This window comes from Pedobacter frigiditerrae (genome assembly GCF_032678705.1).
Taxonomy (GTDB): domain Bacteria; phylum Bacteroidota; class Bacteroidia; order Sphingobacteriales; family Sphingobacteriaceae; genus Pedobacter; species Pedobacter frigiditerrae_A.
Genome location: NZ_JAVTSS010000001.1, coordinates 1186618 through 1213020 on the forward strand (window position 1 = coordinate 1186618; position 26403 = coordinate 1213020).

Sequence of the window (26403 nt, forward strand, 5' to 3'; positions counted from 1 at the left end):
ATTCTCAATTGTTCATTATTAAAATCAAATATCATGTCAAAGTTTTCAGAATTAATAAATGGTGATAAACCAGTTTTAGTGGATTTTTTCGCCGAATGGTGTGGTCCGTGTAAAATGATGGCACCAATTTTAGACCAAGTTAAAGGTGAGATAGGAGATAAGGCTACCATTATAAAGGTTGATGTAGATAAAAACAGAAATGCTGCTGCTGCCTATAATGTGCAGGGTGTGCCCACATTTATTTTGTTCAAAAGTGGCAAGCAAATCTGGCGACAAAGTGGTGCTATTCCAGCTGCTCAGCTTAAAAATGTGATTGAGAGTAATAGTTAAACCTTCACAACCTTCGTTGGCGTAATTGCATAAACCTGCTCATTCGCTTTTGGCTTAACTAAACTTAAGCCCGTAAAAGCACTAAAAGCAGGCATTACGGCAAAATCATTCCCAAAATAAAAGCAAGGGAATTTTAAGCTTTGTTTTGCCTTTCCATAGATAGATACACCTGGATGAATGTGCCCACTAATTGGATATAGGTTTTCTTCCTTGCATTTTACGGCATCATGAATAAAGCAAAAATTTGGTGTGCAATAACTAGGTTCGTGAATTTCTATTCCTAATTTTTGATATTGTTTTTCATCCAATTTATCGTGATTTCCTTTTACCAATACAAATCTTAAACTTTGATATTGTGCTTTCCAGCGTTCAAAATCGTCAATATCAGTGTTCAAATCGTGATGAAACATATCGCCATTAATTAACAATGTACTAGGCTGATATTGATTTAAAAGGTCGCTCAATCTATTTAAATCGCCCTGCGCAAGAGTCGATGGAACCTGTAAACCAGCTTTGCGAAAATGGGCAGCTTTGCCTAGGTGCAAATCGCTTACGGCTAATAGTTGTTCCTTTGGTAAAAAAATGGCCCGTTCCTTAGCTAAAATCAGCTCCTCCTCTCTAATCGTTATTGTCATCTTTGCCAAAGTTAAATGATTTTATTTTTATAAAACTCCTTTTTGTCATTCTGAATGCAGTGAAGAATCTCTAAATTAATATTCAAAGAGATTCCTCGTTCCTCGGAATGACAAAAAAACTACTTAAAAACCTCCACTTTCATTCGCTCAATTCTGTGCTCCAGTTCTTCAGAACTCATATTGGCACGTAAACTATCAACTTTAATTGGGAAAGAAAGTGGTGTAAATCTTTTAGGCTGAGTGATTACGATTGTGCTTTGCTGGATGCGATGTAAAGCAGCCGCTAATCGTGGTTCTTCCAATTGCTGATAGAAAACTTCATCATAAGCTTGTCGCAATAACAAATTGTGTTTATCGAAATCGCTAAAAACATTAAAAAACAAACCTGCTGAAGATTGCAAATGTTTATTAGCTACATACTTGCCAGGATAACCTTGAAAAACCAAACCAGAAATACAGGCAATATCTCTAAATTTTCTACGAGCCATTTCCGTAGAATTGATACTTAAAGATATATCTTCCGTTAAATTTTCAGGAGAAAAAACTTCATAAGCAATCGCATCATCCATCGGAATTTCGATGTCACTCAATAGTTCAAAACCATAATCGTTCATTGCTAAAGAGAAAGTTATAGGCGTTAATTTACTCAGTCGATAAGCAACTAAAGCCGCTAAAATTTCGTGAACCAATCTACCTTCAAAAGGGTAGGCAAAGAGGTGAAATCCTTCTTTGTTGTTTATCATTTCAATCAACAATTCATCATTTCTAGGTACGTGAGAACGTTCTTGCTGAACCAAAAATAGTGGATAAACCACATCTAATTCTTCTTCTTGATGGGTTTTATTCAATACCTCATTGTATTTTTTTCTTAAAACTGTTCCTAAATTTGAGGATAGTGGCAACCTGCCACCCAACCAACTCGGCGACATTGCTTTTTTCTGTTTGCTCTTGCGAACAATCACCGTCATATCTTTAATGTTCACAAATTCTAAAATTCTTCCTGCCAGAGTAAAACTATCTCCAGCTTTAAGTTTAGACACAAAATATTCTTCTACCATTCCGATATATCCGCCAGAAAGAAACTTAACTTTCAGCATCGCGTCACTTACAATAGTGCCAATATGTAATCGGTGGCGCATAGCAATTTGTCTACTTTTTACCTTCCAAAGACCATCTTCTTCATCTTTAGAAACTTTTTTGAACTCTTGATATGCAGTTAAGCTATCTCCACCAGATGTGATGAATTGCATCATCCAGCTCCATTCTTCGGGCAATAGTATTTTAAAAGCGTGGGTATTTTTTACTTCTTCGTAGATAATTTTGTCGTCAAAACCATCGCCTATGGCAAGCGTAACCAAATATTGAATAAGTGTATCGAAAACCATAATTACTGGCTCTCTACTTTCGATGTTATTTTCTTTAGCAGCTTCTTTAATTGCTGCTGCTTCAACCAGTTCTAAAGCGTGAGTAGGTAAGAAATAAATCTTAGAAGTTTCGCCAGGAGAGTGGCCCGAACGACCAGCTCTTTGCAGAAAACGGGCAACACCTTTCGGGGAACCGACTTGTACAACTGTATCTACAGGTTTAAAATCGACTCCTAAATCTAACGATGAAGTGGCAATAACCGCTTTCAATAAACCTGTATGCAGAGCATCTTCAATCCAATTACGTAACTCAAAATCTATAGAACCATGATGAATTGCAATTCGTCCAGCTAATTCTGGTTCAATATTTAGCAAATGCTGATACCACATCTCAGACTGACCACGAGTATTTATAAAAATTAAAGTCGTTTTGCTTTTTTCGATGATGGGAAGCAGTTTATAAGCCAACTTTAAACCTAAATGTCCTGCCCAAGGCAAGGTTTCAATATCATCTGGTAAAATAGATTTTATGATAATCTTTTTGTTCAGCTTTGCTTTAATGATAGTTCGTTTGGCGGTTGTATCAGGCTCAATTACATCTAAAGCTTCCTCAATATTGCCAATGGTTGCCGAAATTCCCCAAACTCTTAAATGCTGTTTTTTATTGGCTTTTTGTAAGCCCTTAATTCGAGATATGGCTAATTCTACTAAAACACCACGTTTGCTACCTAAAAGTTCGTGCCACTCATCTGCAACAATACATTTTAAACTTTCAAACAAAGTTGATGAGCCTTTTTGTGCTAATAAAAGATGTAGACTCTCTGGAGTGATGAGTAAAACCTCTGGCATTGATTTTTTCTGTTGCAACTTTTCTGCTTGAGAGGTATCCCCATTTCTTACGCCAACGTGCCAATCTAATTCAAGTTCTGCTAAAACTTCTCGCATCGCCCTTGCGATATCTTTGGCTAGAGAACGTAAAGGAGTTATCCAAATGAGCTGTAAGCGGTCTTTGGCTTTCTTCTTGTCTTTCTGTTCTGCTAAGTTAATCCCTTCAATTACAACCGCTAAAAACAAGGAAAATGTTTTACCAAAACCAGTGGGAGCGTTTACCAAGCCGCTATAGCCTTTGGCATAATAACTCCAAGCTTCTTCTTGAAACTTAAAAGGTTTTTTGTCGTCTTTTTTAAGCCAATTGAGAACTTGCTGATAACCTTTTGTTTGAGTTAAAATCATAATGTAGAATGCAATAACTGTTTGAGGTCATCTAAAGTATTAATTTCATCGGCTTTTTTATCTTTTCGCCAACGGGCGATACGAGGAAAACGCAATGCCAAACCAGCTTTATGCCGTTTACTTTCGGCAATACCTTCAAAAGCAATCTCAAAAACGAGTTCTGGTTTTACCGTTCTAACTGGACCAAATTTTTCTATGGCGTTTTTGTTTACAAACGAGTTTACTTCTTTTATTTCTTTATCTGTTAAGCCAGAATAAGCTTTGGCTATGGTAATTAATTGTTCGCCATCTTTAACGGCAAAAGTATAATCGGTGTAAAAATTAGCTCTTCGTCCGCTTCCTTTTTGCGCATAAATCATAACTGTGTCAACGGTGTATGGATTTATTTTCCATTTCCACCAATCGCCACGCTTGCGACCCGTATGAAATATGGAATCTAACTTTTTAAGCATAACTCCTTCGCTGTTTAATTCTCTTGAAGTTTCTCTTAGCTCGGCTAATTTTTCCCAGCTATCAAATTCGATTACAGGAGATAATAAGGCGATATCTTTTGTGGTTAAATTACTTATAATGTCAACTAAAATTTTTCTCCTTTGAGATAAGGGTTCTTGTCTAATATCATTACCTTCAAACTCCAAAACATCATAAGTAAAAAAGCCAATAGGTGCGTCGTTTAGTTGAGATTTATTTATTGTTTTACGATTTAACCTTTGCTGTAATGTATTAAATGATTGTACGTTACCGTCTTTAACTGAAAGTATTTCTCCATCCAAAACGGTACCGTCAGGCAATTCATCTTTTAAGAAATGAAGTTCCGGGAATTGGTCAGTTACCAATTCTTCACCCCGCGACCAAATAAACAATTCGCCATTTCGTTTTACAATTTGTCCACGTATGCCATCCCATTTCCATTCGGCTTGCCAAGCGCTAGTTTCTCCCAAATTTTCTGTTTCAGTTTCTAAGGCATAAGCCAAACAAAAAGGGTATGGCCAACTATTATCGGTATTTACGTGAGCGCCAGCAATTAGCTCTTGATAGGTGATTTCATTTGGCACCCATTTACCCATTATGCTGTGCATGATTTTACTGCTATCTTCTTCGCTTTGTTTAGCAATAGCATTAACCAGCATTTTGTTAGAAACGCCAATTCTAAAATTACCAGATATCAATTTGTTAAAAATGAAACGTTCTTGCGTATTCAGGCTATTCCAAGCATCTAAAATGTATTCTTTTTTGGCTTCATCAGTTTCGCCTTGTAGTTTTGCAAGTTCAGTAATCCATCGGTGCAAAGGTTTATCCACTGCATTTTCTGCTGGAGGAAGAACCAGAGCAATGGTTTCACTTAGATCGCCAACGCTACTGTAACTTTCAGAAAATAACCATTCTGGAATACCACTCAATTCAATTGCCCATTGTTTAATTAATGCTGTATTTACTGGTCTTTTTGGTCGCTTACCGGTAAACATAGCAATTACATAAGGTTTATCCCTGTCATCAGCTTCTGTGAAATAAGAAACCAAAGCAGCAATTTTGTCATTCGTCTTGTTGCTGAGTTCTAATTCTTGGATGAGTTGTGAGAAGCGCTTCATTTACTTTCCTCCTTAAGTGGGTTTTCATTCGCTTCGCCAATAATTTCATCATCATCTTCTGCGCCATATTTGGTGGTTACTTCTTCAGAACTAATGCCAATTTCATTTAAATATTTCGAAAACACAGCTGTAGAACCGTGTGTAACAAATACTTTTTCTGCTTCAGTAGCTTTAATAGCCGATAACAATCCACCCCAATCTGCGTGGTCGCTCAAAGCAAAACCAGCATCTGCACTACGCCATCTTCTGCCAGCTCTTACAGCCATCCAACCACTACAAACGCCAATTGCAGGTTGTTGTAAGCTTTTTACCCAACGCCCATCTGCTAATGCAGGCGGAATAATCACTATCCCTTTTTGCATTTCATCTTTTTTAATTTCTGGAGTTATTCTGATTGTTTGTGGTAATTCTACACCAGCCTCAGCAAAACCTTCATTTAGATTGGCAATAGAATTATGAACGTAGATTGGATATTCTCCAGCTAGATTTTTGATTAACCGTTGTGCTTTACCTAAACTGTAAGCAACCAGAATGCTAGTTTTTCCTTTTATACAATTGTCCGCAATCCAGCTTTTAATCTGTTCGAAGATTAATTCTTGAGGTTGCCAGTTGTAAATAGGTAGACCAAAGGTACTTTCAGAAACGAATGTATGGCATTTTACAGGTTCAAAAGCTGTACTGATACCATCATATTCTACTTTATAATCTCCAGAAACTACACAGATTTCACCTTTATATTCTAGTCTAATTTGCGATGAACCAATTACGTGGCCTGCTGGGAAAAGACTTAACTTAACGCCATTTATATCTATTTCCTTATTGTATGGCAAGGTTTGTACATTATCTTCTAAGCCATAACGTTGCTTTAAAATAGGCTTGGTTAAGTCGTGGCATAAATAGTTTTTATTGCCCCATTTTACGTGGTCGGCGTGCCCGTGTGTGGTTACTGCATAATCTACAGGATGCCAAGGGTCGATGTAAAAATTACCTTGCTTGCAGTAAATTCCTCTGTTTGTAAATTTTATTAATGCCATACCCACTATAAACGAACAAGCTGGCTTATAAGTTTTAGTAATAATTATCGGCTATTTAGCCGATATATTAAATTATCGGGTAATTAGCCGATATTTGGAATTATCGGGTATTTAGCCGATATTAGATTTATGATAGCTGTAATAACTGGAGACATAATTAATTCTAGAGAACTACCTGATGAGTGGATAGGTACACTTAAAGCTGCATTAGAAGGGCTTTTTGGTAAAAATATTAACTGGGAAATATTTAGAGGTGATAGTTTTCAGATAGAATTAAATGCCAAAGATGCGTTAATAAATGCCATATATATTAAGGCCTGTATTAAAACCTTAAAAGGTGCCGATGTAAGAATAGGAATAGGTATTGGAAAGAAAACCATTAATGCAGAAAAGGTAACTGAGGCAAACGGAGAAGCTTTTATTAACTCTGGCGGTGCTTTTGATACTTTAAAAGTAAATAAGGTAAATATGGCTATTAAAACGCCTTGGCCAAAGTTTGATGAAGAGCTAAATTTATTTATTAAATTGGCATTAATAACAATGGATAGTTGGGGGCAAATTACTGCAGAAATGGTTAAGTATGCCATAGAAAACCAAAACACCAAACAAGATAAGATTGCGAAAATATCTGGAAGAAGCCAATCATCAGTTAGTGAAGCTTTAAAAAGAGCACATTTTACAGAGTTAATGGAGCTCGAAAATAGATACAGAAGTCAAATTACCAAACTAATCAAAAAATAATGGAAATTGCTTTACTGAAACTTTTACTAGCTCATATCTTGGGCGATTTCTTTTTGCAACCTAACTCTTGGGTTGAAGAAAAGGAAAAAAAGAAATTAAAATCAGTTAAGTTTTATTTGCATGTAGCCATTCATATTGCACTCATATTTATTGTTTTTTTATCTTTCAGTGTTTGGAAAATAGCTTTGGTTATTGGTACGCTACACGGAATTATTGATGCCTTAAAACTCATCTTTCAAAATGCAAAAACCAAACGAATTTGGTTTTTTGTAGACCAGCTATTACATATTGCAGTTATCTTAACTTGCTGGCAATATTATTACTACGCTACCATAAACCTTCATTTTTTACAAAATACTAAGTTTTGGTTGTTTCTAATGGGCGCACTCTTTCTCACATCTCCGGCGGCCATATTTATAAGGGTAATTATAGCTAAATGGATACCAGAGAGTACTACATCTTCGCTGCAAGACGCAGGCAAGTTTATTGGCATTATCGAGCGTTTGTTAATCTATTTGTTCGTTTGCACAAATCATTTTGAAGCTGTTGGCTTTTTATTGGCGGCAAAGTCAATTTTTAGGTTCGGGGATTTAAAAGAAGCTCACGATATTAAACTGACTGAATATGTTTTAATTGGAACTTTACTGAGTTTTGGAATTGCGCTAATTGTAGCAATGAGTGTGTTGAATGTTAATGTTTAAGTTTTTTTGAAAAGCAATTGCAGTAACTAATTAACGGTAGTCCTGCACTTTGTTTCAAGTCCTCGCTCGTTCCTCGCTGTGGGCTTTACACTTCGTTCAGGTTTAGTTAACGCAGGTCTTTGCTACTAGTTGTGGTTTCCTTGCACAAGCCTTAGTTAAATAGCCCAGATTGGAGCGAGCACGAATCCCGATATTTCTTCGGGAGAGTAAAGCAAAAAGCTGGACTAACTTTAACCATTGCAGTGAAATTGCGCTTCAAATAAAAAAGCCTCAAATATTTAATACTTGAGGCTTTCTGCTTTTTATAACTTTAGATTATCTTGCTCCTGGAGGGCAATTCTCTTTTAAGAATTTAGTGTAAGTTAAAGCTAAATGATCGCTTGTTCCAGCGCCTTCATAAATACCGTGTGTACGATTTGGATAACTCATTAATTGAAACACTTTTTTGTTTTTAACCAATTCGTTAATCAACATTTCTGCATTTTGGTAATGTACATTATCATCTCCTGTACCGTGAATATATAATAGGTTTCCAACCAGATTTTTTGCATAAGTAATCGGAGAACCTTTTACGTAAGCTTCTGTTGTAGGGAAAGGTGTGCCCATGTAACGCTCCTGATAAATGTTATCGTAAGTTAATTGGTTGGCAACCGCAGCTACAGCGATACCAGTTTTATAGATTTCTGGGTATTGGAACAACAGATTTAAAGTAGATGAACCACCGCCGCTCCAACCGTGAACAGCAACACGGTCTTTATCCATAAAAGAATAAGTTGCCAATAACTTTTTAGTAGCCATTGCTTGGTCGCGAATATTGATGATACCAATATTTTTATAAATAGCTTTACGCCACTCTTTGCCTTTTGGAACTGGTGCGCCACGATTATCCATAGAAATGTAGATATAACCATCTTTAGCCATATCACCAACGTATAAGCCGTTTCTGCCAGCACCCCAAACATCTGCAGCAGTTTGTGAAGCAGGTTCGCCATAAACATAAAATACAACTGGGTACTTTTTAGTTGGGTCAAAATTATCTGGTTTTTTCATCCAGCCATCCATTTCAACACCATCTTCTGTAGTTACTTTAAAGAATTCTACTTTGTTTTTTGGTGGTGTCTGTTTAGAAAGTTGAGTTGTGATGCTACCATCCATAGTTAATGGATTATTAGTTGTAAAGTTCATCCATTCTGTTATTGGTGCTACAATAGAACTATTGTAGCTATGACGAGCATATAAACCGTTTGGAGAAATTGAATAGCTATGCGTACCAGGCAGGATAGAAGGAGTAACCATTTCTAGTTTCCCTTTGCCATCTAACTTTGTTTTGTACAAATATTTTTGAGTAGCATTTGTTGGCGACGCCATAAAATAAACAGTATTATTCTTCTCGTCTATTAAATTAACGCTAATCACATCGTAATTTCCTTTTGTAATTAATGTTTCTTTTTTACCGTCTCTGCTAATGCGATATAAATGTGTATAACCATCTTTTTCGGTTTGATAAACGAACTCCTTATTTCCATTTAGCCAGATGAAATCATCTTGCGCATCTATCCAAGCTTTATCGCTTTCTTTATAAATTTCGGTAACTGCACCTGTTGAGGCATTGGCAATGAACAATTTACTTTCATTTTGCTCACGATTTAATTGTTGTAAGATAACTTCGTTGGTGTTTGGTATCCAATCCATACGTGGAATATAATGTTGAATGTTATCGCCAGGAACTGCTAACCAATTGGTTTTTGCAGTAGCGATGTCAACAATACCAACTTTACAAGCAGATGGGTTTTGACCAACTTTTGGATATTCTACAGGAACATTAAATGAATAAATAGAATCTGTATTGTTAATCATTAAAAAGTTCTTGATTTTGGTAGCGTCAATTTGCCAGTAGGCGATAGATTTTCCATCAGGGCTCCATCTAAAACCATCTAAACAGTTAAATTCTTCTTCATAAACCCAGTCAAATGTTCCATTAATCATTCTGCTAGTCCCATCAGTTGTTAAGGCTTTAATTTCGCCAGTGGCCAAATCTTCCACGTAAACATTGTGTTCGCTCACGTAAGCGACTTTTGTTGCGTCTGGAGAGAATTTGGCAAACATCAGTGAAGAAGCTGGTTTGCCTTTTCCAATTTGTTTTAAGGTGTTATTTGCGATATCCGCAACCCAATAATCTCCGCGACTATCTTGACGCCAAACTCTTTTGGTATTGGTGTAAATCAATGCTTTTGTCCCAGCATCATTTAATTGAAAACTTCTTACCGCAATTGGACTTGCAGATTTTTCAGGAGTTAATAATTGTCTGCTAATAATCGTTTTACGTTCATTTTTAGGAAGGGTGATGGTTACGATTTCTCCACCAACATTTTGATAATAACTGCTACCATCTTTGGTCCAGTTAACACCACCTCTTTGTGCTTTTGCAATTCCGGTGCTAATTAAAGCTACTGCAGTTATTGCAATAAATAATTTGGTTAGTTTCATTTGTATTATAGTTTTATAAATTGTTGATATACAGTTTGTAAGTAAGATTTACCTGAATTTAGATTTTTATTAGTTTGCAAGTTATCTTTTGCATTGCTATTGTACAAAATATTCTTGCCAATGTTATCGAATGTAACACATTGTTTATCATTGATGAAGCCAAGACCATTGTCCCAACTAAAGAATGCAAACTGTTTGGTATATGGATTTAGAAGATTTTTACTCCATATAAAATCTTTGTGTGGAATGTTTAATTGCGCTAAAAGTGTTGCTGAGATATCTTGTTGACTGCCAATTTTATCAAATTTTTTGCCTTTAAACTCATCTTTAATTACATCTCCATAAAACAACAAAGGAATATGATAACGTTGAGGTTGAAAAATATCGGCAACATTTTTAGGATAAACATGTCCGTGATCTGCCACAAAAATGAATAATGTATTTTTATACCAAGCTGTGTTTTTAGCTTTTGACAAGTAATCATTTATACAAGAATCTGTATAGTAAGCAGTGCTTTTGAATTTATTGATAATATCTTTACTTCCAAATTTATAATTACCCGGAACCTCAAATGGTTCGTGATTAGTTAAGGATAAAATGGTAGAAAAGAAAGGCTGTTTTTCTTGATTGATATCTTGAAGTTGTTTGTTAAAAACCAAGCCATCAAATGCACCCCATTTTGAGTTCATGTCTTTTTTCTCGAAGCTATTTTTGTCGATTAACTTTTGATAATTATGGCTTAAAAGGAATGCTTTGTAGTTATCAAATTCGGATTCTCCACCATAATAAAACGACGTTTGGTAATTGTTTTGAAACAATTTTTGACTAATGGCAGGTATTTTTTGCATTTTTTCTGGCCATTTTACAATACTTCCTGTACCTAAAGTTGGAAAACCTGTTAATGTGCCAACCAAACCCTTATCAGTTCTGCTTCCAGCTGCATAAATATTTGTAAATAAAACGCCTTTATTTAACAAGCTATCAAAGTTTGGTGTAATTCCATCCTCGTTACCCAAGGTTTTGGTTAAATCTGCAGTGAAACTTTCTAAAATAAAGATGATAACATTAGGTCTTTGAGTTTTTAGAATCGATATTGTTGTATCCTTTTCAACTTTGTATAGTTCTGCAACTTCCTTTTGCGCAGTGGTATTATCAAAGTATAAATAAGGATTTTTGTTAGTTTTTTTGGATGCTAATATGCTTGATATTAAATTCCACTCTGTGTTAAGTGAAGCGTGATTTAAAACCTCATATTTAGAATAATAAGCCATACTTTGGTTATTCGGTGCTACATCTACACCACCCCTAATTAATAAGAAATTAAATCCCAATAATAAAATAGCAACAATAGTTTTTATCCAAGCTGGGGTTTTAACAAAGTTGATTTGTTTTTTGATTAGAATAAAATTGAGATAAAAACCTGACCCAACCAATATGGCCAAAATAAACATCGAAAACATAAAAGGAGAGGAGCCGCTAGATGCTATGGCTTCTTTTGGTGTTTCTATAATAGGAGCTAAAGCAGTGTAATTTACTTTAATTCCCCATTCGCGATAAGTATTAAAATTAACAATTGAAAAAAAACCAAATAGTGCTATTAAAACTTTATTGTAAATGGAAACCCATTTAAAATTAATGGTTGTTTTTTTTGTAAAATACCAACCTATAAAAATCAATATTGGAATAACCGCTAAATAAGCAGCCATTGATAGGTCTAATCTTAATCCGTGATAAAAGGATAATATTTTTTCTCCAAGGGGAATTTCTCTTAGCTTTTTATGAAATATGAAAAGGAAAATGAATCTATCTAGCGCAAAAAATAACAGCCACAACAGAAAAAAACGAACAAAAAAAATCAGGCTTTTAAACATTGGCGCAATTTACTAAAAATGCCAAAATAAAAGCCTGATTTGATATAAGGTAATTTTTAGTGTTTATTCGCCACCACCACCTTGCATAGCCATGATTTCCTCCATGGTTTTTACTTCATAACCACTAGGAACATCTAATTTATATGGGCCGTTTTTTTCTTCTTTAATCTCTTTAACAGTTAAAGTTTGTTTCATTCCTTGTTGAAAGTGAGTGAATTTTACCAAGGAACCTTTAACGTCTTTAAAACTTTCACCAGCAAACCCAGCAGGTAATTCAACGTCTGTTGTAGCCCATAACTCATAAGTACCTCCTTTGTCGTCTTTGTAAGTGTATTTTTCAGCGTTATAAGTAGCAATTACTTTTTTCTCACCAGTTGCTTTAAAATCACTAAACTTTGGAGCAGTAGCTTTTTCTTTATCATTATCTTCTTTAGTACGTTTAACCGCCAATTGCATTTGAGCAACAGGAACATCGATTAAAATTAGACCTAAATTTGAAACAACATCTTGCAAAATTGTAATGGTAGCAGGACCTTGTTCCATTTGAATTCTTGTAATACTGCCATTAAATTTTACTTTAACTTCTTTTGGTGCCATGCTGGCCATAGCTTCTTGTTCTGCAGTTGGCGCATATTCTACTGTATATGTAACAGAACCTTCAGAAATTTTCTTTTGTGCGTGAGCGTAAATTGCTGTGCTAATTAAAATTGCGGCCAAAACGCCAGTTTTCATAGATTTAAACATTGTGTTTAGTTTTAATTGTTTACCATTTAGTTTTTTCTTTGTTGAGAAAGGAAGAAACGCCTTTTTTAAAATCATCACTTTCTCTAACTCTTGCGTTGATTTGAACAGCCAACTCCAAACTTTTTTCTAATAATGGGTAAGTAGTTTGGTTAATTAACTGCTTGGTTACCATTAATGCATTTGCGGAGGCGCTATTACACAAATCTAGTGCAAAATCATTAACCTTTTGAGCAATATCTTCTTTTTTTGTTACAAAAGTTATCAAATTATATTGCAACGCTTCTTCTGCTGTGAATAATTCGCCAGTTAATAATAATCGCTTTGCAATAGTTTCACTTGTTTTTCTCATTAAAAAACAAGAAACAATGGCAGGTACAAATCCTAGTTTAACTTCTGTATAGCCTAAATTGGCTTCAGGCACAGCAAATATAATGTCACAAACCGTGGCCAGCCCGCATCCGCCAGCAATTGCGTGACCTTCTATTTGCGCTATTACAACTTTTGGTGAATAACAAATGGTTGTAAAAAGCTTTTTTAGATTGTTTGAGTCAGCTAAATTTTCTTCGTAAGTGTTTTGTTGTAATTGTTGTAAATAAGCTAAGTCTGCCCCTGCGCTAAAAACGCTTCCGTTGGCTTTCAAAATGATAACCTTGACGTTTTCGTCTTCCGCGGCCTTTTGTAAGTTGTCTGTTAATTGATTTACTAAATCAGGATTTAATGCATTGCGCTTTTCTACACGGTTAAGTGTAATACTGGCAATTCTGTCTTTCACTGCATATAAAACAAGTTCTTCACTCATATATTTACTTTAGGTTAATCAAATATGCCTTATTTTTCTTTAAAGTATAATGTTGTAATTGAAATTTATTTGCTCCATCTTCATAAGCCTTGATTCTATAATCCTTATTAGTCGCATCAATTAACAGTGTTGAAAAAATAGTTTCTGTTCTTAGGCTTGAAATGTCTTTCTTAGGATTTTGATGAAGCCATACCGCATTAAACTTGGGTAGCCCATTAATCTTTTTGTAATTGAAGCTTTCATCTATCATCAGTATGCTATATTGATGAAACTTAATTTGTTTCTTGAATTTAACGAATGAGTTAACAATAGTGTCCTGTTCCCAGTTAACAAATAACACATCTACAACTTGCATTTTATCTAATGCTGGCTGCACAAAGAATTGATAGTTTTTATCCTCTGGAGATAAGTCGGTTAATAAAATAGCTCTATCTGCGTCTATAAAGGCAGCTGCATAATTTTTTCTCAAACTATAAAATAAGATTTTACTTTGTTTAGCTGCTGCTATTTTATAGTAGGCAGAAAAAGATTGGAAAATAAGCAGCAGACAAATTGAAGTAACTAGGAGCTTTTTACGATAGTTGACTAGGGAATATACGAGTAATAATAACGCTAAACTTAATAACAGCAGTTGCCACTCACTTAGCCAAATGGAGGTAATCCCAGAGAAAGGTAAATCCGCTATCCATTTTAAGCCATTGTTAGTAAAGGTGATTATCCATTCAAAAATGGGAGCTAAAAAGTAAACTCTTAAAACTAAAATCCCTATCCCTAAATACATCATTGCAATTAATGGCAATAAAATGAATAGATTTCCTAAGATGAAATACATCGGAAACTGATGGAAATAATATACGCTTAAAGGAAATGTAGCGAGTTGGGCAGCTAAACTCAAGGCAACTGCCGACCATATTTTATCTAACCATTTGTTTTTAACGTAAATCCATTTGTAGATTTTCGGTTGAAGATATATGAGTCCAAAAACTGAAATAAAGGAGAGCTGAAAACCTACATCCCAAATAAAAAATGGGTTGTAAACTAATAATGTAAATGCAGTAAAAGCAAGAATGTTGTAATTATTGCTGTTTCTATTAAATGCCTTCGCCAAGATGAAAATCGTTATCATTATTGCCGAGCGCAATACTGAAGATGAAAAGCCAGTCAATAATGAATAATACCAAATGAGTGTACAGATAAAAAATAGCTTAAAAATCATTAAGAACTTCTTTCTATCTAAAAACGACAACATTGAGTTTAATAGAAAAAATATGATGGCTATATGTGAACCAGAAACTGAAAGGGCGTGAATTGTTCCTGTTTTGCTATATGCAGCTAAAGTTTCTTTACTTAAATCTGCTCTATAACCTAAAACCAAGGTTGAAGCAACGGCAAAAGCCTCATCATTTTTAATAAAGTGCCTATATATCTCGACCTGTTTTTTACGCTCTTCAATGGCGTACTTTATGATTGGATTTCCCGTAGATGTTTTCAAGTTAACTAAATGGTCTTGGTTAATAAAAGTCTGTTGATAGATGTTTTTTGAAGATAACCAAGCTTTAAAATCAAATTCTGCAGGATTATAGGATGGCTCTATTGGCAAATATTTACTAGCGATAATTAACTCATCTCCGTAATTCAATTTAACAGGTCGAAGGCTATCAATTTTTAGTGCAATTAACAATTTTCCAGTCGCAAATTTTGGTTTATTGTTTTGATAGACGCTACTAACTTCAACCTCAAAGCGTAAAATGTTATTGGTTAGTTGAGGCTCGCCATTAACCCAAACTTTTAAATAATCATAAGATTGATTAGCATAATAATCCTTTCTAAAAGACTGCGTATTTAATAGGCACAATAATCCGCCAAGGGCGAAACAAAAAATATAAAACACCACACCAGTAGCACCTTTAAAATTGTAGGCTTTTATCTTTTTATAGAATAGATTTATGAAAAAGAGATAGGATAGAAGAAGAGCAGTAGCTATCAAACAAGTTGTGATTAAACTTCCTTTTCCAAATAAATAAGCACATACGATTCCTGCTATGAATGGAAATAAAATCCTAACAAAAACTATTTCAGATTTAAATGTCACAGCTTAGAATTGATAACGGATTTGAAGTTTTACATCAGTTTTTTTATTCCCTTTTATCTCGTCTAAACCCGACCCAACAGTTTCCACATCTTTGTATAAAAACATTGCACATCGAGCCCAAACATCTAAATGTTTTATGATTTTATATTTAAGATTGATGTAATTTCTAAACCCTTTACCACTATACATTCCGAAACTGAAGTTGTAGAGTACATCGTCCTCGTAAGCATAAATTCTGCTATTGTAAGATGGTGTATTGAAATAGGCGACTCTAAAATTGCCAGAGATTTTTGATAAGGTTGGCGAATAGTCTACATCTTGATAAACCATGTAACCAAACTCAGCTTTTACAATTCCTTTTTTAAATTGAGATATTTCCAGTCTATTTTGAAAACTCCAAGATTTGTTGAGTTGCCAGCTCACATCACCTCTATAAGATTCCTTCTTTACATTATCTAAATAATTTATGGGCACCTCTAAATCTGTATTTTGTTGTTTCAACTCAGACTTATATCTCACAAATGCCTTAAAAGTTTTTGTGGGTGTGTAAGTAACTTGACCTAAAATTTCATAACCATCTGATGGGGCATCAATCCTGAATTTTAACCAAGGAAATTTAAAGTAATCTGCATAAAATGATATGTTCCAAGCCTTTACAGGAGTAATATTTAAGCCTGCATAAAAGCCTTTTTCGTTAAAAGCTTCACTTGCTTCGGCAGTTGCCTGATTAAAAAAGTTATGGTAGTCCTTTTTATAGTTTCTATGTAGCACAACAGCTGATATTTTTGAAGATAAACTAACTAAAGCTCCATTTAAATATGCTAGGCCACCGTTTAAGCTTTTTCCACCTTCTCCAAAAAAGTAAATGTTTTTAAAGCTGTAATTATAATGCAAGCCTATGTTCGTCAGCTTTTTCTCTGTAAAACTATAGTGCCTGTAAGATTGCGTTCCAGTGATAAATTCGTTGCTGTACATAGAATGATAAGCAATTGCACCGATGCTTAAATTGTCCTTTTGGTATTGTATAACCCCACCAAATATCTTCTGGGAAATACTGTTTTTATTCTTTATTTCAGTTGCCGTTCTGTGTAAACCAGTTTCGTTAACCGTTGCTAAGACCTCATCATCATTGCTGTTTAAACTTAAACTTCCATCTAAATTTCTAAAGGAAACAAATGGCGTAAAATCGATATACTTTTTAATATTCACTGTTGTGGCTAATCCTCTTAAAAAAGAAAATTCGTTAGCAGATGTATAAGCTTTTAAACCGACATCCTTTTTAGCTACACTAGCCACATCTGGCGCCTTGCCAAAAGAAAAGCCCGACCAAAGTGTTAAGCCTTGTCCAAATTGTAAAGTGTAATCTCCAACTATGATTTTCTTAAATCGCCCTGCGTTGTAGATACCAACATGGGCAGATTGATAGTCGAATAGTAATTGTTTGTCTCCCCTAATAAATTTCTCACCAGCATCCTTTTCAAATATCAGCGATGCTGAGATTCTATTTGAATAATTGTATTTATATCTAAATAAAAAACGTTCTTGAGTGCCTAAATATCTACTGCCGGGTAAATCGGTAAAGCCTTTTAATTTTTCTATCACTCTTCCAAAACGCAACACTAAATCATTATCCCCAAGCGTAGATATGTTTCTGTAATTTATCTTATCTACTAAATCTGACTGCCTTAATGTTACAAAAGGTAATAACCGTTGAATAGTTATAAGGTCGAAATCTGCTATGCTCTGTAACTCTAATAAATCTATTAGTTTTCCATTTTCTTTAATATGTGTGAAAAGATTGCTGATTTGAAGTGGAGACAAGAAAAACAAACTTTTTAATTCTTCAGCATTTGTATTGTTAAGATTTATTGGATGCTTTTTAAAGAAAACCAATCTATCTTCTAATTCAGATAAATCATAATCTTCTGGTAAATTTTCGGCTAAACTTTCAATCAAGTCTTTAATCAGATTATCTTCTTGTGTTTGCGCTTTTGCCGCAGCCCCCATAAACAGCAAAATGATTAAGATTTTAAAACGCATAAGCCAATGCAATTTGAGGTGTATAACCTAGATATGGGTCGCTTTCAACTACGATATCCATCATCAACTTTTTATAGTTTAAGCCGAATCCAACATATTGTTTAAAAGGTTTGGCAGTTAATCCTGCTCTCAGACTAATTAGTTCAACTACTTTGTATTCTAATCCCAATCCAACATCTATAGGTTTATCTAAATCTTTAGAAATTGATGTTGCTATCAGTATTTTACTAGAGGCTTTATACGCGGCGCCGATTTGTACTGTGGTTGGGATAATAGCTTCGACGGCTTTTGTACTAAATTTTTGTTTCGACGGATTGTTGATGCTCGCTCCAAAAGTTAAAACCTCATTATAATCATACATTGCTCCAACATCTATCGAGAAACCTGTCGTCGCACCGTAATTGTTAATTTTTATTTGATGATAATTGCCTTTTAAAGCGATTGACAACTTATCTCCAAACCGTTTTGCCAAAGCTATTCCGCCTTTTATCTCGTTGTATTCGCTTATCCCATATCGCTGAAAACTTGCACCTACGTAATTGTTCTTAAAAGGAATAACAAACGCTACTGCTTGTTTACTTAACTCACTGTCAAATAAGAATTTTGAATAATTAATTGCAAGCGATGAAGATTTGATATCCGTGATGCCACATGGATTTCCTTCCAAGCTCCATAGGTCTTTAACTGCAGCACCATTCATCCCCATAGCAGAGAGTCTTGGTCCCAAATTGTTCTGAGAGAAGACGTAATTACTGCTCAGAAGGACTAACAAGCAAAGGTTAAATATTCTGTTCATAGATTTAGGTAAACCAATCTATAACAAAATATTATAAAATAAAAATTTTTAAATTTGAAATTATATTTCCAAAATATTATAAAAACAGTTTATTATTCTTTAAGTTAATAATTTGTATTGCTAATTAATTAAGTTGATAATCAGTGAAATTATTTAAGCAATTGTTAATTTTTTTGTGGAGAGTCTATAAAATAAAATTTTAGTTTTTTGATGGTATTTATTTGAATTTGAAAGTCGACATAACTAATCACAGCTTTGCAACCATCCTAGCTGTCCACTTATATTTTGGAATGAAGAGATAAACCACTAGTTTTGTTTAAACAAGTAGGTTGTTAAATATGCAGCTGGCTTAATAATTGATTGTATTTAATTTATTCACTAAACTAAAAACACATGAAAACCTTTTATAATAAACCTGCACTTGTACTTACTGTGTTTTGTATGATTTCAGTCTTAATCTCATCTTGTAAAAAAAATGAGGATACCTATGAGCCAGTGGTTTATGGAGATGCTAATATTAGAGTAACAAATACCGCTTCAGGCTCAAATTCTCAAGACTTCTATCAGGGCGATACTAAGCTAAGCACAACTGCTGTTGCTTATACGGAAACTAGTCCACTAATTAAATTAAAAGCAGGAAATACAATTATATCTTTCAAAAATACTGGTACTACAACCACAACCGCTTCATTAAATGTTGGCTTAGAAACAAATGGGACTTACACTGCATTTTATTATACTAATTTAGCAGGTACAGGTGTAATCACTGGCGCTGGAGATGATACTGTTGCACCTGCTTCGGGCAAGGTAAAAGTTAGGTTTGCTAACTTCGGTTCAGCATTAAATAATACCTTAAATTTAAGTGTTACAGGTGGCGCTAGTGTTTTAACAGGTTTAGGTTTTGGTAATTTAACAAGTGGATATGCTACATTAGATGCAGGTGCTGGTCTGGATTTTACTGTTCTAGGTTCTGGAATTACAGGAAATATCGCAGGAACAAATTTTCTTTCAGGTAAAATTTATACAGTTTGGTTTGATGCAGCAAATACTACAACAGCCAAATATCATATTATTCAACAGAATTAATTAGTGATAAATTATAAAGAGCATCCTAAATTTAGGATGCTTTTTTTATGCTCAAAAATGCCAAATTTTGCTATTTTTGGCTATAACAAATGGCAAATACTATTAACCCACTGAGAACTGTTAATGTTACTAGATATGTAACTCCTTTACGTGAAGGTGGTTCTATGCCCGCAATCGCAGAAGCTGATGATGGTTTTCTTTACGTATTAAAATTTCGTGGAGCAGGACAGGGTCATAAGGCATTAATTTCTGAAATAATTGGAGGAGAGATTTCTCGTATCTTAGGTTTGAAAGTTCCAGAACTGGTTCTTGCTAATTTAGATGAAGCCTTCGGTAGGACCGAGCCTGATGAGGAAATTCAAGATTTGCTAAAGGCAAGCGTAGGTTTAAATTTAGCCTTGCATTATCTTTCTGGAGCAATAACTTACGACCCAACCGTTACTAAGATAGAACCACTATTAGCGTCTCAAATCGTATGGTTAGATTGTTTACTAACCAATATGGACCGTACTCCTCGCAACACAAATATGTTGTTCTGGCATAAAGAATTATGGTTAATAGATCATGGTGCATCTTTGTATTTTCATCATTCATGGCAAAATTGGGAAGAACAAGCCAAACGACCTTTTATGTTAGTTAAAGACCATGTTCTTTTACCGCAAGCAGAATTTTTAAACGAAGTTGATGAAAGTTTTAAAACGATATTAACTCCGAGTTTAATACAAGAAGTTCTGAATTTAATACCAGATGAATGGTTAAATGAAGATATTTTCAAAACCAGCCAAGCGCAAAGAGAAGCTTACGCCTTATTTTTAAACACAAGAATTGCCAATTCAGCAATTTTTGTAAAAGAAGCACAAAATGCAAAAAAAGCAATTATTTGAATATGCTGTAATTCGCGTTGTGCCTAGGGTAGAGCGTGAAGAATTTCTCAATGTTGGGGTAATTTTATACTGTGCTGGTCAAAAATTTTTAAAATGCGCTTTTGAAGTAAATGAGAATAGATTAAAAGCATTTTCTTGCGAAATTGAGGCTGATATTATTTTGTCAAATCTCAAATCAATTGAGAAAATTTGTTGTGGAGAATTGGAAGGTGGACCAATTGGTCAGCTTGATATGCCATCACGGTTTAGATGGTTAACAGCTACCAGAAGTACCGTTGTTCAGGCATCTAAAGTGCATCCTGGTTTTTGTATAAATGCAGAAGAAACTTTGCAAAAACTATTTCAACAGTTAGTTTTATAAATAGCTAACATTATGTCTTTGCAGGTTAAAAATTATAAACAAACCATATTATACGGCATCAGCTTTGCTTTTTTATTGGCTTTAATTAAATGGCTCGAAATACGTTATGTGATATTTCAGCATTCTTTTGAAATTTATGCGGGAGCAATTGCTTTAATCTTTACCATTTTGGGAATATGGTTAGCACTAAAACTGGCTAAGCCAAGAATTGAAACTAGAATAATCGAAAAAGAAGTTTTCATAAACAGAGTTGATGAATTTAAATTCAATAGAGCAGCCGCTGATAATTTGGGATTAAGCGACAGAGAAATTGAAGTGCTACAACTGATGGCAAATGGTTTAAGTAATCAAGAAATTGCCGACAAATTATTTATCTCCTTAAATACCATCAAAACGCACATTAGCAGAATCTTTGAAAAGATGGACGTAAAACGCCGAACGCAAGCGATAGAACTAGCCAAAAACCTATCCATCATCTCTTACTGATTCATACTTTAGTATTAATCTAGGTTAGTTTTCATCAAATCATACTAAAGTATGAATGGAATTAAATTGGCTTAAACTTACTTTGTGTTCAGAAAATAAATTATCAAAACATGAAAAAGAACATTTTAATTTTTGGCCTAATCTCAGGCCTTATCGTTAGTGGTTTAATATCAATAACTGCAATTTGCTATAGCAAGCAAGATTTTGAAGGCAATATGGTATTAGGCTTTACCGTAATGATATTGGCTTTCATTTTCGTTTTTGTTGGCATAAAAAATTACAGGGATAAGTTCAACAACGGAAATATCACCTTCTGGAAAGCATTACAAATTGGATTATCAATTTCGTTTATTGCCTCTACAATGTATGTAATTACTTGGTTAATTGCTTATTACAATTTTATGCCAGATTTTATGGAAGTTATGACTGCTCAAAGCATCGAAAAGATAAAACTAAATAAAGAGCTAACCAGTGCAGAAATGACTGAACAAATAGCTGGAATTAACAGTATGAAGAATTTATATAAAAGCCCAATAATGGTAGTTCTACTTACTTATATGGAGATTTTTCCGGTTGGAATTGTTATTACTTTAATTAGTGCGCTAATTCTTAAAAGAAAACAAAAGCAGGATTTGAATTTTGCTTAGTCTAACAATTAGATGAGCAACACCTGAGCAAAACACAAAATTTGCTCCCGCTTTGCGCTTTTACGCTTCGCATTCCCGAAGAATCGGGACAGGCAGTTATTCTTCCTCGTTCTAGGGTAACGCTGCAACTGGGGCTATTTGGCAAAAACAGTACGAAAATTTGCAGTTTGCTAGATGCAGATACTTTGTTGTTAAACCTGACAGAAGAGACAGCCCCGAATTATTTCAATGAGGGCTACAGCGAATGGCAGGACTACAGCCAGCCATAATGTAGAAACTGCAGTTTTCCAAATCATCATTGGATATTTTTTGGATTTTTAAGTCTTTCTATATAACCATTAATTTTATTTGAAAGGTAAATGATGTAAATTGCGCAAAATTCAAATAAATGAGCGAGACGAATACAATTCCAGAATTTAAAGACTTTAAAACATTTTATAAAAAAGCAGTAGAGCCTTTAAAAAAAGCTAACATTGGCTACATTAGGCTTGATGGAAAAATGCAAGGAGGCACTAGAAATGTTTTTGCTTATTTTTGGTACAAAGATAAAAAGTGGAAAGTAAATGCTGATACTTACATCGACAGATTAAAAATTGCTTTCGAAGAATTTGATAAATCAGAGGAGCCGTTTGTAATTAAACCCTTAAGAGATTACAAAGGCGAAACGCTTTCGATTAAAGGACAGCCTATTAGAAATGCAAAATTTAACGTGTTTTTAGTCGTTTAAAGTTCAATTACTTCACCTTTTTCTGGTATAGTTACCTGATATCCTTCTTCAATTAAAGCGGTTGATAGTAATTCCATACTTTTTGTTTCTCCATGAACCAGAAAGACTCTTTGCAATTTGGTTAAATCTTGGTTTTTTACTGTATTTACCAAATCTTTATGGTCTCCGTGTCCACTTAATAGGTCAGTTTTTTTAATTGAAGCATAAACCATTAAATCTCTATTTCTTAAACGAATAATTGGGTCGCCACGTAAAAGTCTATCTCCGAGAGTACCTTTTGCACAAAAACCGATAAATAAAATGGTGCAATAATAGTTCTGGATATTATGATACAAATGGTCTTGTATTCTTCCTCCTTCAAGCATTCCGGCTGATGAGATGATAATGCAAGGCTCCAAATAATTCATCACAGATTCACTCTCTTTTCTATCGTGAACGTAGATTAAATTGTCAAATTCAAATTCATCACCTTTGGTTTGATAGAATTGTTTAGCCTCATCATTTACCAATGTATGGTGCTTTCTATAGACTTCAGTGGCGTGATTTGCCAATGGACTATCTACAAAAATTTGAACTGGAGGTAGTAATCCTGTACTAAATATTTTATTTAAGGTAAACACTAATGATTGTGTCCTTCCAATGCTAAAAGCTGGGATTAATAACCTACCAGGACTTTTAATGCAAGTTTCTTGAATGGTTTTTATTAAGGTTTCTTCCAGCGTAGTGTCTGATGAATGAAGCCTACCTCCATAAGTAGATTCGCAAACTAAATAATCTAATTGTGGAAGTGGTTCAGGGTCTACTAAAACTGGATAGTTTTTTCTGCCAATATCTCCAGTAAACCCAATTTTCTTTGTTATTCCATTTTCTGTAATGCTTAAAATTGCAGCAGCAGCACCTAATAAATGTCCAACAGGTACAAAAGTTAATTCTATACTTCCATTTATTTTAAAAGGCTTGTTAAAACCAATGGTAATAAACCTATCTACCGTTTCCATTACATGTTTTTGCAAGTATAATGGCGCTGGACCAGCATGATGATGACCTCTTCGGCCTTTGCTTCTTTTGGTTTGTTTACTGAGGAAGATATTTACAGAGTCTAACAAAAGTAATTCTGCTAAATCTGCAGTGGGTGGTGTGCAAAGTATTTGACCTTCAAATCCCATTCGCACAAGCGTTGGTAAATTACCTGAATGGTCTATGTGTGCGTGGGTTAAAATAACTAAATCAATCTCTGCAGGATTGAAAGGAAAACGTTGATTCTCTTCCTGATAAGTGTCTCTTTCGTAATCAAGACCGCAATCTATAAGTATCGAGTAATTTTCTGTCTGCAATAAATGCATACTTCCAGTTACCTGTTGTGCTGCACCCCAAATGGTTAATTTCATGTATAAATACTTCCTTAGCTATGGGGCAAGATATAATTTTTCAATCCTAAATCATCTATCAAATTGTAAGAATTAGATAATATTTTGGTTTAGAATCAAAACTCCCGCGGATAGGGCGGGAGCTGCATTAATATTTATTTCTTTTCTGGTGGAGTAGAAACTATCTCACCGAATTCATTAACATAAGCCATCATGCTTTCCAAATCTCCACCTGTAGAGTTTTGTTGACGTTCTTGCTTACGCTCTAATTTTTCTTCCTTCTTTTTTTGTCTATTTTTTTCTAGCTGTTTTTTCATGAAGGTAGCCTGCGACTTTGCCATATAATATTGTATTAAGTAAAAACTGACTATTCTCTGGTTTACCTTTTTGTTGACTTTTTAACGTTGTTAAAATTGAACTAGTCAAGATGTATATTTTATCTGGCAAGGTCACGGTTGTCCTGCTAAAGATAGCAATGCTGAAACAATTGGCTTGTTGCAGTAGGTTTGTGTAGAGAAAAGTATATTGATATTCCGTTGCGCAAATATACGATTTAAAAAGCGTAAAACTAATTTCTATTATAGTTGTTATGTAAATAGTAGTGGAATTTGTTCTTAAGATTTAAAATTTTGTTATCAACAATAATCAATCTTGGCATCATTTTTACACTATGAATAATAATTACAAACTAAATTATATACAGAAATGAAAAAGATATTCGCAATGGTTGCATTGGCTATAGGATTAGCATCATGTGGCAATAGTGCTAAAGAAGAAGCATTAGCAAAAGAGCAAGCAATGGCTGCAGTTAGAGATAGTTTAAAATTAGATAGCTTTAAAAAAGCAGAAGTTGCTAAACAAGAATTGTTAAAAGAACAAAAACACCAAGCAGAATTAGCTGCTGCAAGACGAAGTGCATCATCAAGCTATTCTTCTAGCGGTAGTACCACAACATCATCTGCTGGTACAACTACTGCAGCACAGAAAAAAGGTTGGAGTAGCGCTGCAAAAGGTACTGCAATAGGTGCTGGAGTTGGTGCATTAGGTGGCGTGTTAATTGATAAAAAAGATGGTAGAGGTGCAATAATTGGTGGTTTAGCAGGTGCTGGTGCCGGTTATGTAATCGGTAGGTCTAGAGACGTGAAAAGTGGTAGAGTTCAACCCAAAAATTAATATACCTTATTTATATACGAGCCTTCAACCTTAATTGGTTGAAGGCTTTTTTATTTACTTTAATTTGAGAATTGGAGCTATCACGTCAGCAAAATTGTACATATCATTGTAGAATATTAATACTTGAAAATGTACACTTTCTTAACCATAGCTATTTTATTAGTTCTTGTTACCTATTTTGTAATCAACTTACCTGTATTTGGTAAATTACCTACTGGAGATAGATTAGAAAAGATTAAGAAACTCCCTAATTATCAAGACGGAGAGATTAAGAACCAAAGTTTTACACCCGTTAAGCCTGAAGGAGTTTCTTATTGGGATATGCTTTCTAAAGTAATTGCAGGCAATAAAGATGGAACTCCGAAAAGTATAATTCCTCATCTAAAACCAGATTTTAGTAATTCAGAGCAATTCAAACTGACTTGGTTTGGCCATTCTTCTTATTTAATTCAGGTTGATGGAAAAAATATTTTAGTTGACCCAGTTTTTAGTGAACGAACATCACCATTCCAATTTTTAGGAACAAAAAGATTTGCTGGGACTGATTTTGTAAACATCGAAGATTTTCCACCTTTAGATATTATTTTAATTACCCATGATCATTATGACCATTTAGATTACAATGCTATTTTAAAATTGAAAAATTCAAATGCAAAGTTTATTACCTCTCTTGGTGTTGGCGCTCATTTAGAACATTGGGGAATTGAATCTGAAAGAATAACGGAATTAGCTTGGCAAGAAGAAACATCGCCCATGGCAAATATTTCTTTTAAAGCTATGCCAGCTAGACATTTTTCTGGACGATTATTTAAAAGGAACCAAACACTTTGGTCTTCATTTATCCTTAAAACCAAAAATAACAATGTTTATTTAGGGGGCGATTCTGGCTATGATTTTCATTTTAAAGAAATTGGAGAGAATTACGGTCCATTTGATTTAGCGATTTTAGAATGTGGACAGTTCAATAAAATGTGGCCAAATATTCACATGTTTCCAGAAGAAGTGGTACAAGCCAGTATCGATTTAAAAGCCAAATACTTACTTCCAGTGCATTGGGGTAAATACAGATTAGCCCTGCATAACTGGGATGAATCTATAAATGGAGTTACTAAAAGTGCTAAAGATTTAAACATTGATGTGTTAACGCCACAGCTCGGCGAAACCTTTAATTTGGAAAATAATCTACCAAAAATTAAATGGTGGAAAAATTTATAAA

Annotated in this window: 24 protein-coding genes; 11 read left to right on the plus strand and 13 right to left on the minus strand. The window is 34.3% G+C overall.

Features of this window, described 5'->3' with window-relative positions; genetic code table 11:
* Positions 1-33 precede the first annotated feature (33 nt).
* Complete coding sequence (trxA, locus tag R2Q59_RS04625; RefSeq protein ID WP_316784016.1) at positions 34-330, plus strand: thioredoxin; 297 nt, start codon at positions 34-36, stop codon at positions 328-330.
* Here trxA and pdeM read toward each other — a convergent pair.
* From pdeM to R2Q59_RS04645, 4 genes are all read right to left on the minus strand, one after another.
* Positions 327-965, minus strand: coding sequence for a ligase-associated DNA damage response endonuclease PdeM (gene pdeM, locus R2Q59_RS04630; RefSeq protein ID WP_316784018.1), 639 nt, complete (start codon positions 963-965; stop codon positions 327-329). The genes trxA and pdeM overlap by 4 nt on opposite strands.
* A 119-nt stretch (positions 966-1084) precedes the next feature.
* Positions 1085-3562 (minus strand): ligase-associated DNA damage response DEXH box helicase, encoded by a 2478-nt coding sequence (locus R2Q59_RS04635; protein WP_316784020.1) that lies wholly within the window; start codon positions 3560-3562, stop codon positions 1085-1087.
* Positions 3559-5151 carry an ATP-dependent DNA ligase gene (locus R2Q59_RS04640; RefSeq protein ID WP_316766245.1) on the minus strand — a complete coding sequence of 531 codons (1593 nt, stop codon included), beginning with the start codon at positions 5149-5151 and terminating at the stop codon, positions 3559-3561. The genes R2Q59_RS04635 and R2Q59_RS04640 overlap by 4 nt, the downstream gene beginning before the upstream one ends.
* Positions 5148-6185, minus strand: a complete 1038-nt coding sequence (locus R2Q59_RS04645) for a ligase-associated DNA damage response exonuclease (RefSeq protein WP_316784022.1) — start codon at positions 6183-6185, stop codon at positions 5148-5150. Before R2Q59_RS04645 ends, R2Q59_RS04640 begins: the two co-directional genes overlap by 4 nt.
* A 129-nt stretch (positions 6186-6314) precedes the next feature.
* On the opposite strand from R2Q59_RS04645, the gene R2Q59_RS04650 reads away from it, so the two are divergent.
* Both R2Q59_RS04650 and R2Q59_RS04655 read left to right on the plus strand, forming a co-directional pair.
* On the plus strand, positions 6315-6926 hold the full coding sequence (locus R2Q59_RS04650; RefSeq protein WP_316766247.1) for a SatD family protein: 612 nt from the start codon (positions 6315-6317) through the stop codon (positions 6924-6926).
* Complete coding sequence (locus R2Q59_RS04655) at positions 6926-7627, plus strand: DUF3307 domain-containing protein (protein WP_316784024.1); 702 nt, start codon at positions 6926-6928, stop codon at positions 7625-7627. Before R2Q59_RS04650 ends, R2Q59_RS04655 begins: the two co-directional genes overlap by 1 nt.
* Before the next feature lie 315 nt (positions 7628-7942).
* Here R2Q59_RS04655 and R2Q59_RS04660 read toward each other — a convergent pair whose 3' ends face one another.
* From R2Q59_RS04660 to traF, 7 genes are all read right to left on the minus strand, one after another.
* Positions 7943-10114 (minus strand): S9 family peptidase, encoded by a 2172-nt coding sequence (locus R2Q59_RS04660; protein WP_316784026.1) that lies wholly within the window; start codon positions 10112-10114, stop codon positions 7943-7945.
* 5 nt (positions 10115-10119) lie between these two features.
* Complete coding sequence (locus R2Q59_RS04665) at positions 10120-11820, minus strand: LTA synthase family protein (RefSeq protein ID WP_316784028.1); 1701 nt, start codon at positions 11818-11820, stop codon at positions 10120-10122.
* A gap of 228 nt (positions 11821-12048) precedes the next feature.
* Positions 12049-12729, minus strand: a complete 681-nt coding sequence (locus R2Q59_RS04670; RefSeq protein ID WP_316784030.1) for a DUF4412 domain-containing protein — start codon at positions 12727-12729, stop codon at positions 12049-12051.
* A gap of 19 nt (positions 12730-12748) precedes the next feature.
* Positions 12749-13528 carry an enoyl-CoA hydratase/isomerase family protein gene (locus R2Q59_RS04675; RefSeq protein ID WP_316766262.1) on the minus strand — a complete coding sequence of 260 codons (780 nt, stop codon included), beginning with the start codon at positions 13526-13528 and terminating at the stop codon, positions 12749-12751.
* A 4-nt stretch (positions 13529-13532) separates the two neighbouring features.
* Positions 13533-15620, minus strand: coding sequence for a ComEC/Rec2 family competence protein (locus R2Q59_RS04680; RefSeq protein ID WP_316784033.1), 2088 nt, complete (start codon positions 15618-15620; stop codon positions 13533-13535).
* Positions 15621-15623: 3 nt separating this feature from the next.
* Positions 15624-17660 carry a helix-hairpin-helix domain-containing protein gene (locus R2Q59_RS04685; RefSeq protein WP_316784035.1) on the minus strand — a complete coding sequence of 679 codons (2037 nt, stop codon included), beginning with the start codon at positions 17658-17660 and terminating at the stop codon, positions 15624-15626.
* On the minus strand, positions 17650-18456 hold the full coding sequence (gene traF / locus R2Q59_RS04690) for a conjugal transfer protein TraF (protein WP_316784037.1): 807 nt from the start codon (positions 18454-18456) through the stop codon (positions 17650-17652). Before traF ends, R2Q59_RS04685 begins: the two co-directional genes overlap by 11 nt.
* 393 nt (positions 18457-18849) lie before the next feature.
* Here traF and R2Q59_RS04695 point away from each other — a divergent pair, with 393 nt between their 5' ends.
* The 6 genes from R2Q59_RS04695 to R2Q59_RS04720 all read left to right on the plus strand — a co-directional run bounded on the left by R2Q59_RS04695 (position 18850) and on the right by R2Q59_RS04720 (position 22647).
* Positions 18850-19542, plus strand: a complete 693-nt coding sequence (locus R2Q59_RS04695; RefSeq protein WP_316766271.1) for a DUF4397 domain-containing protein — start codon at positions 18850-18852, stop codon at positions 19540-19542.
* An 89-nt stretch (positions 19543-19631) separates the two neighbouring features.
* Positions 19632-20426 carry a HipA family kinase gene (locus R2Q59_RS04700; protein ID WP_316784039.1) on the plus strand — a complete coding sequence of 265 codons (795 nt, stop codon included), beginning with the start codon at positions 19632-19634 and terminating at the stop codon, positions 20424-20426.
* Complete coding sequence (locus R2Q59_RS04705) at positions 20404-20787, plus strand: DUF3037 domain-containing protein (protein WP_316766274.1); 384 nt, start codon at positions 20404-20406, stop codon at positions 20785-20787. The genes R2Q59_RS04700 and R2Q59_RS04705 overlap by 23 nt, the downstream gene beginning before the upstream one ends.
* Before the next feature lie 12 nt (positions 20788-20799).
* Entirely contained in the window at positions 20800-21273 is a 474-nt protein-coding gene (locus R2Q59_RS04710; protein ID WP_316784041.1) for a response regulator transcription factor, read from the plus strand.
* Positions 21274-21383: 110 nt separating this feature from the next.
* Entirely contained in the window at positions 21384-21920 is a 537-nt protein-coding gene (locus R2Q59_RS04715) for a DUF4199 domain-containing protein (RefSeq protein WP_316784043.1), read from the plus strand.
* A gap of 388 nt (positions 21921-22308) precedes the next feature.
* A complete protein-coding gene (locus tag R2Q59_RS04720; protein ID WP_316784045.1) occupies positions 22309-22647 on the plus strand; it encodes a hypothetical protein in 339 nt (112 codons plus the stop codon).
* On the opposite strand, the gene R2Q59_RS04725 is transcribed toward R2Q59_RS04720, so the two are convergent.
* Positions 22644-24035 (minus strand): MBL fold metallo-hydrolase, encoded by a 1392-nt coding sequence (locus tag R2Q59_RS04725; RefSeq protein WP_316784047.1) that lies wholly within the window; start codon positions 24033-24035, stop codon positions 22644-22646. The genes R2Q59_RS04720 and R2Q59_RS04725 overlap by 4 nt on opposite strands.
* Positions 24036-24169: 134 nt before the next feature.
* Positions 24170-24355 (minus strand): hypothetical protein, encoded by a 186-nt coding sequence (locus R2Q59_RS04730; protein WP_055133765.1) that lies wholly within the window; start codon positions 24353-24355, stop codon positions 24170-24172.
* 364 nt (positions 24356-24719) lie between these two features.
* Here R2Q59_RS04730 and R2Q59_RS04735 point away from each other — a divergent pair, with 364 nt between their 5' ends.
* Positions 24720-25187, plus strand: a complete 468-nt coding sequence (locus R2Q59_RS04735) for a YMGG-like glycine zipper-containing protein (protein ID WP_316784048.1) — start codon at positions 24720-24722, stop codon at positions 25185-25187.
* Positions 25188-25316: 129 nt separating this feature from the next.
* Positions 25317-26402, plus strand: a complete 1086-nt coding sequence (locus R2Q59_RS04740; RefSeq protein ID WP_316784050.1) for an MBL fold metallo-hydrolase — start codon at positions 25317-25319, stop codon at positions 26400-26402.
* The last annotated feature ends 1 nt before the right edge of the window (position 26403 follow it).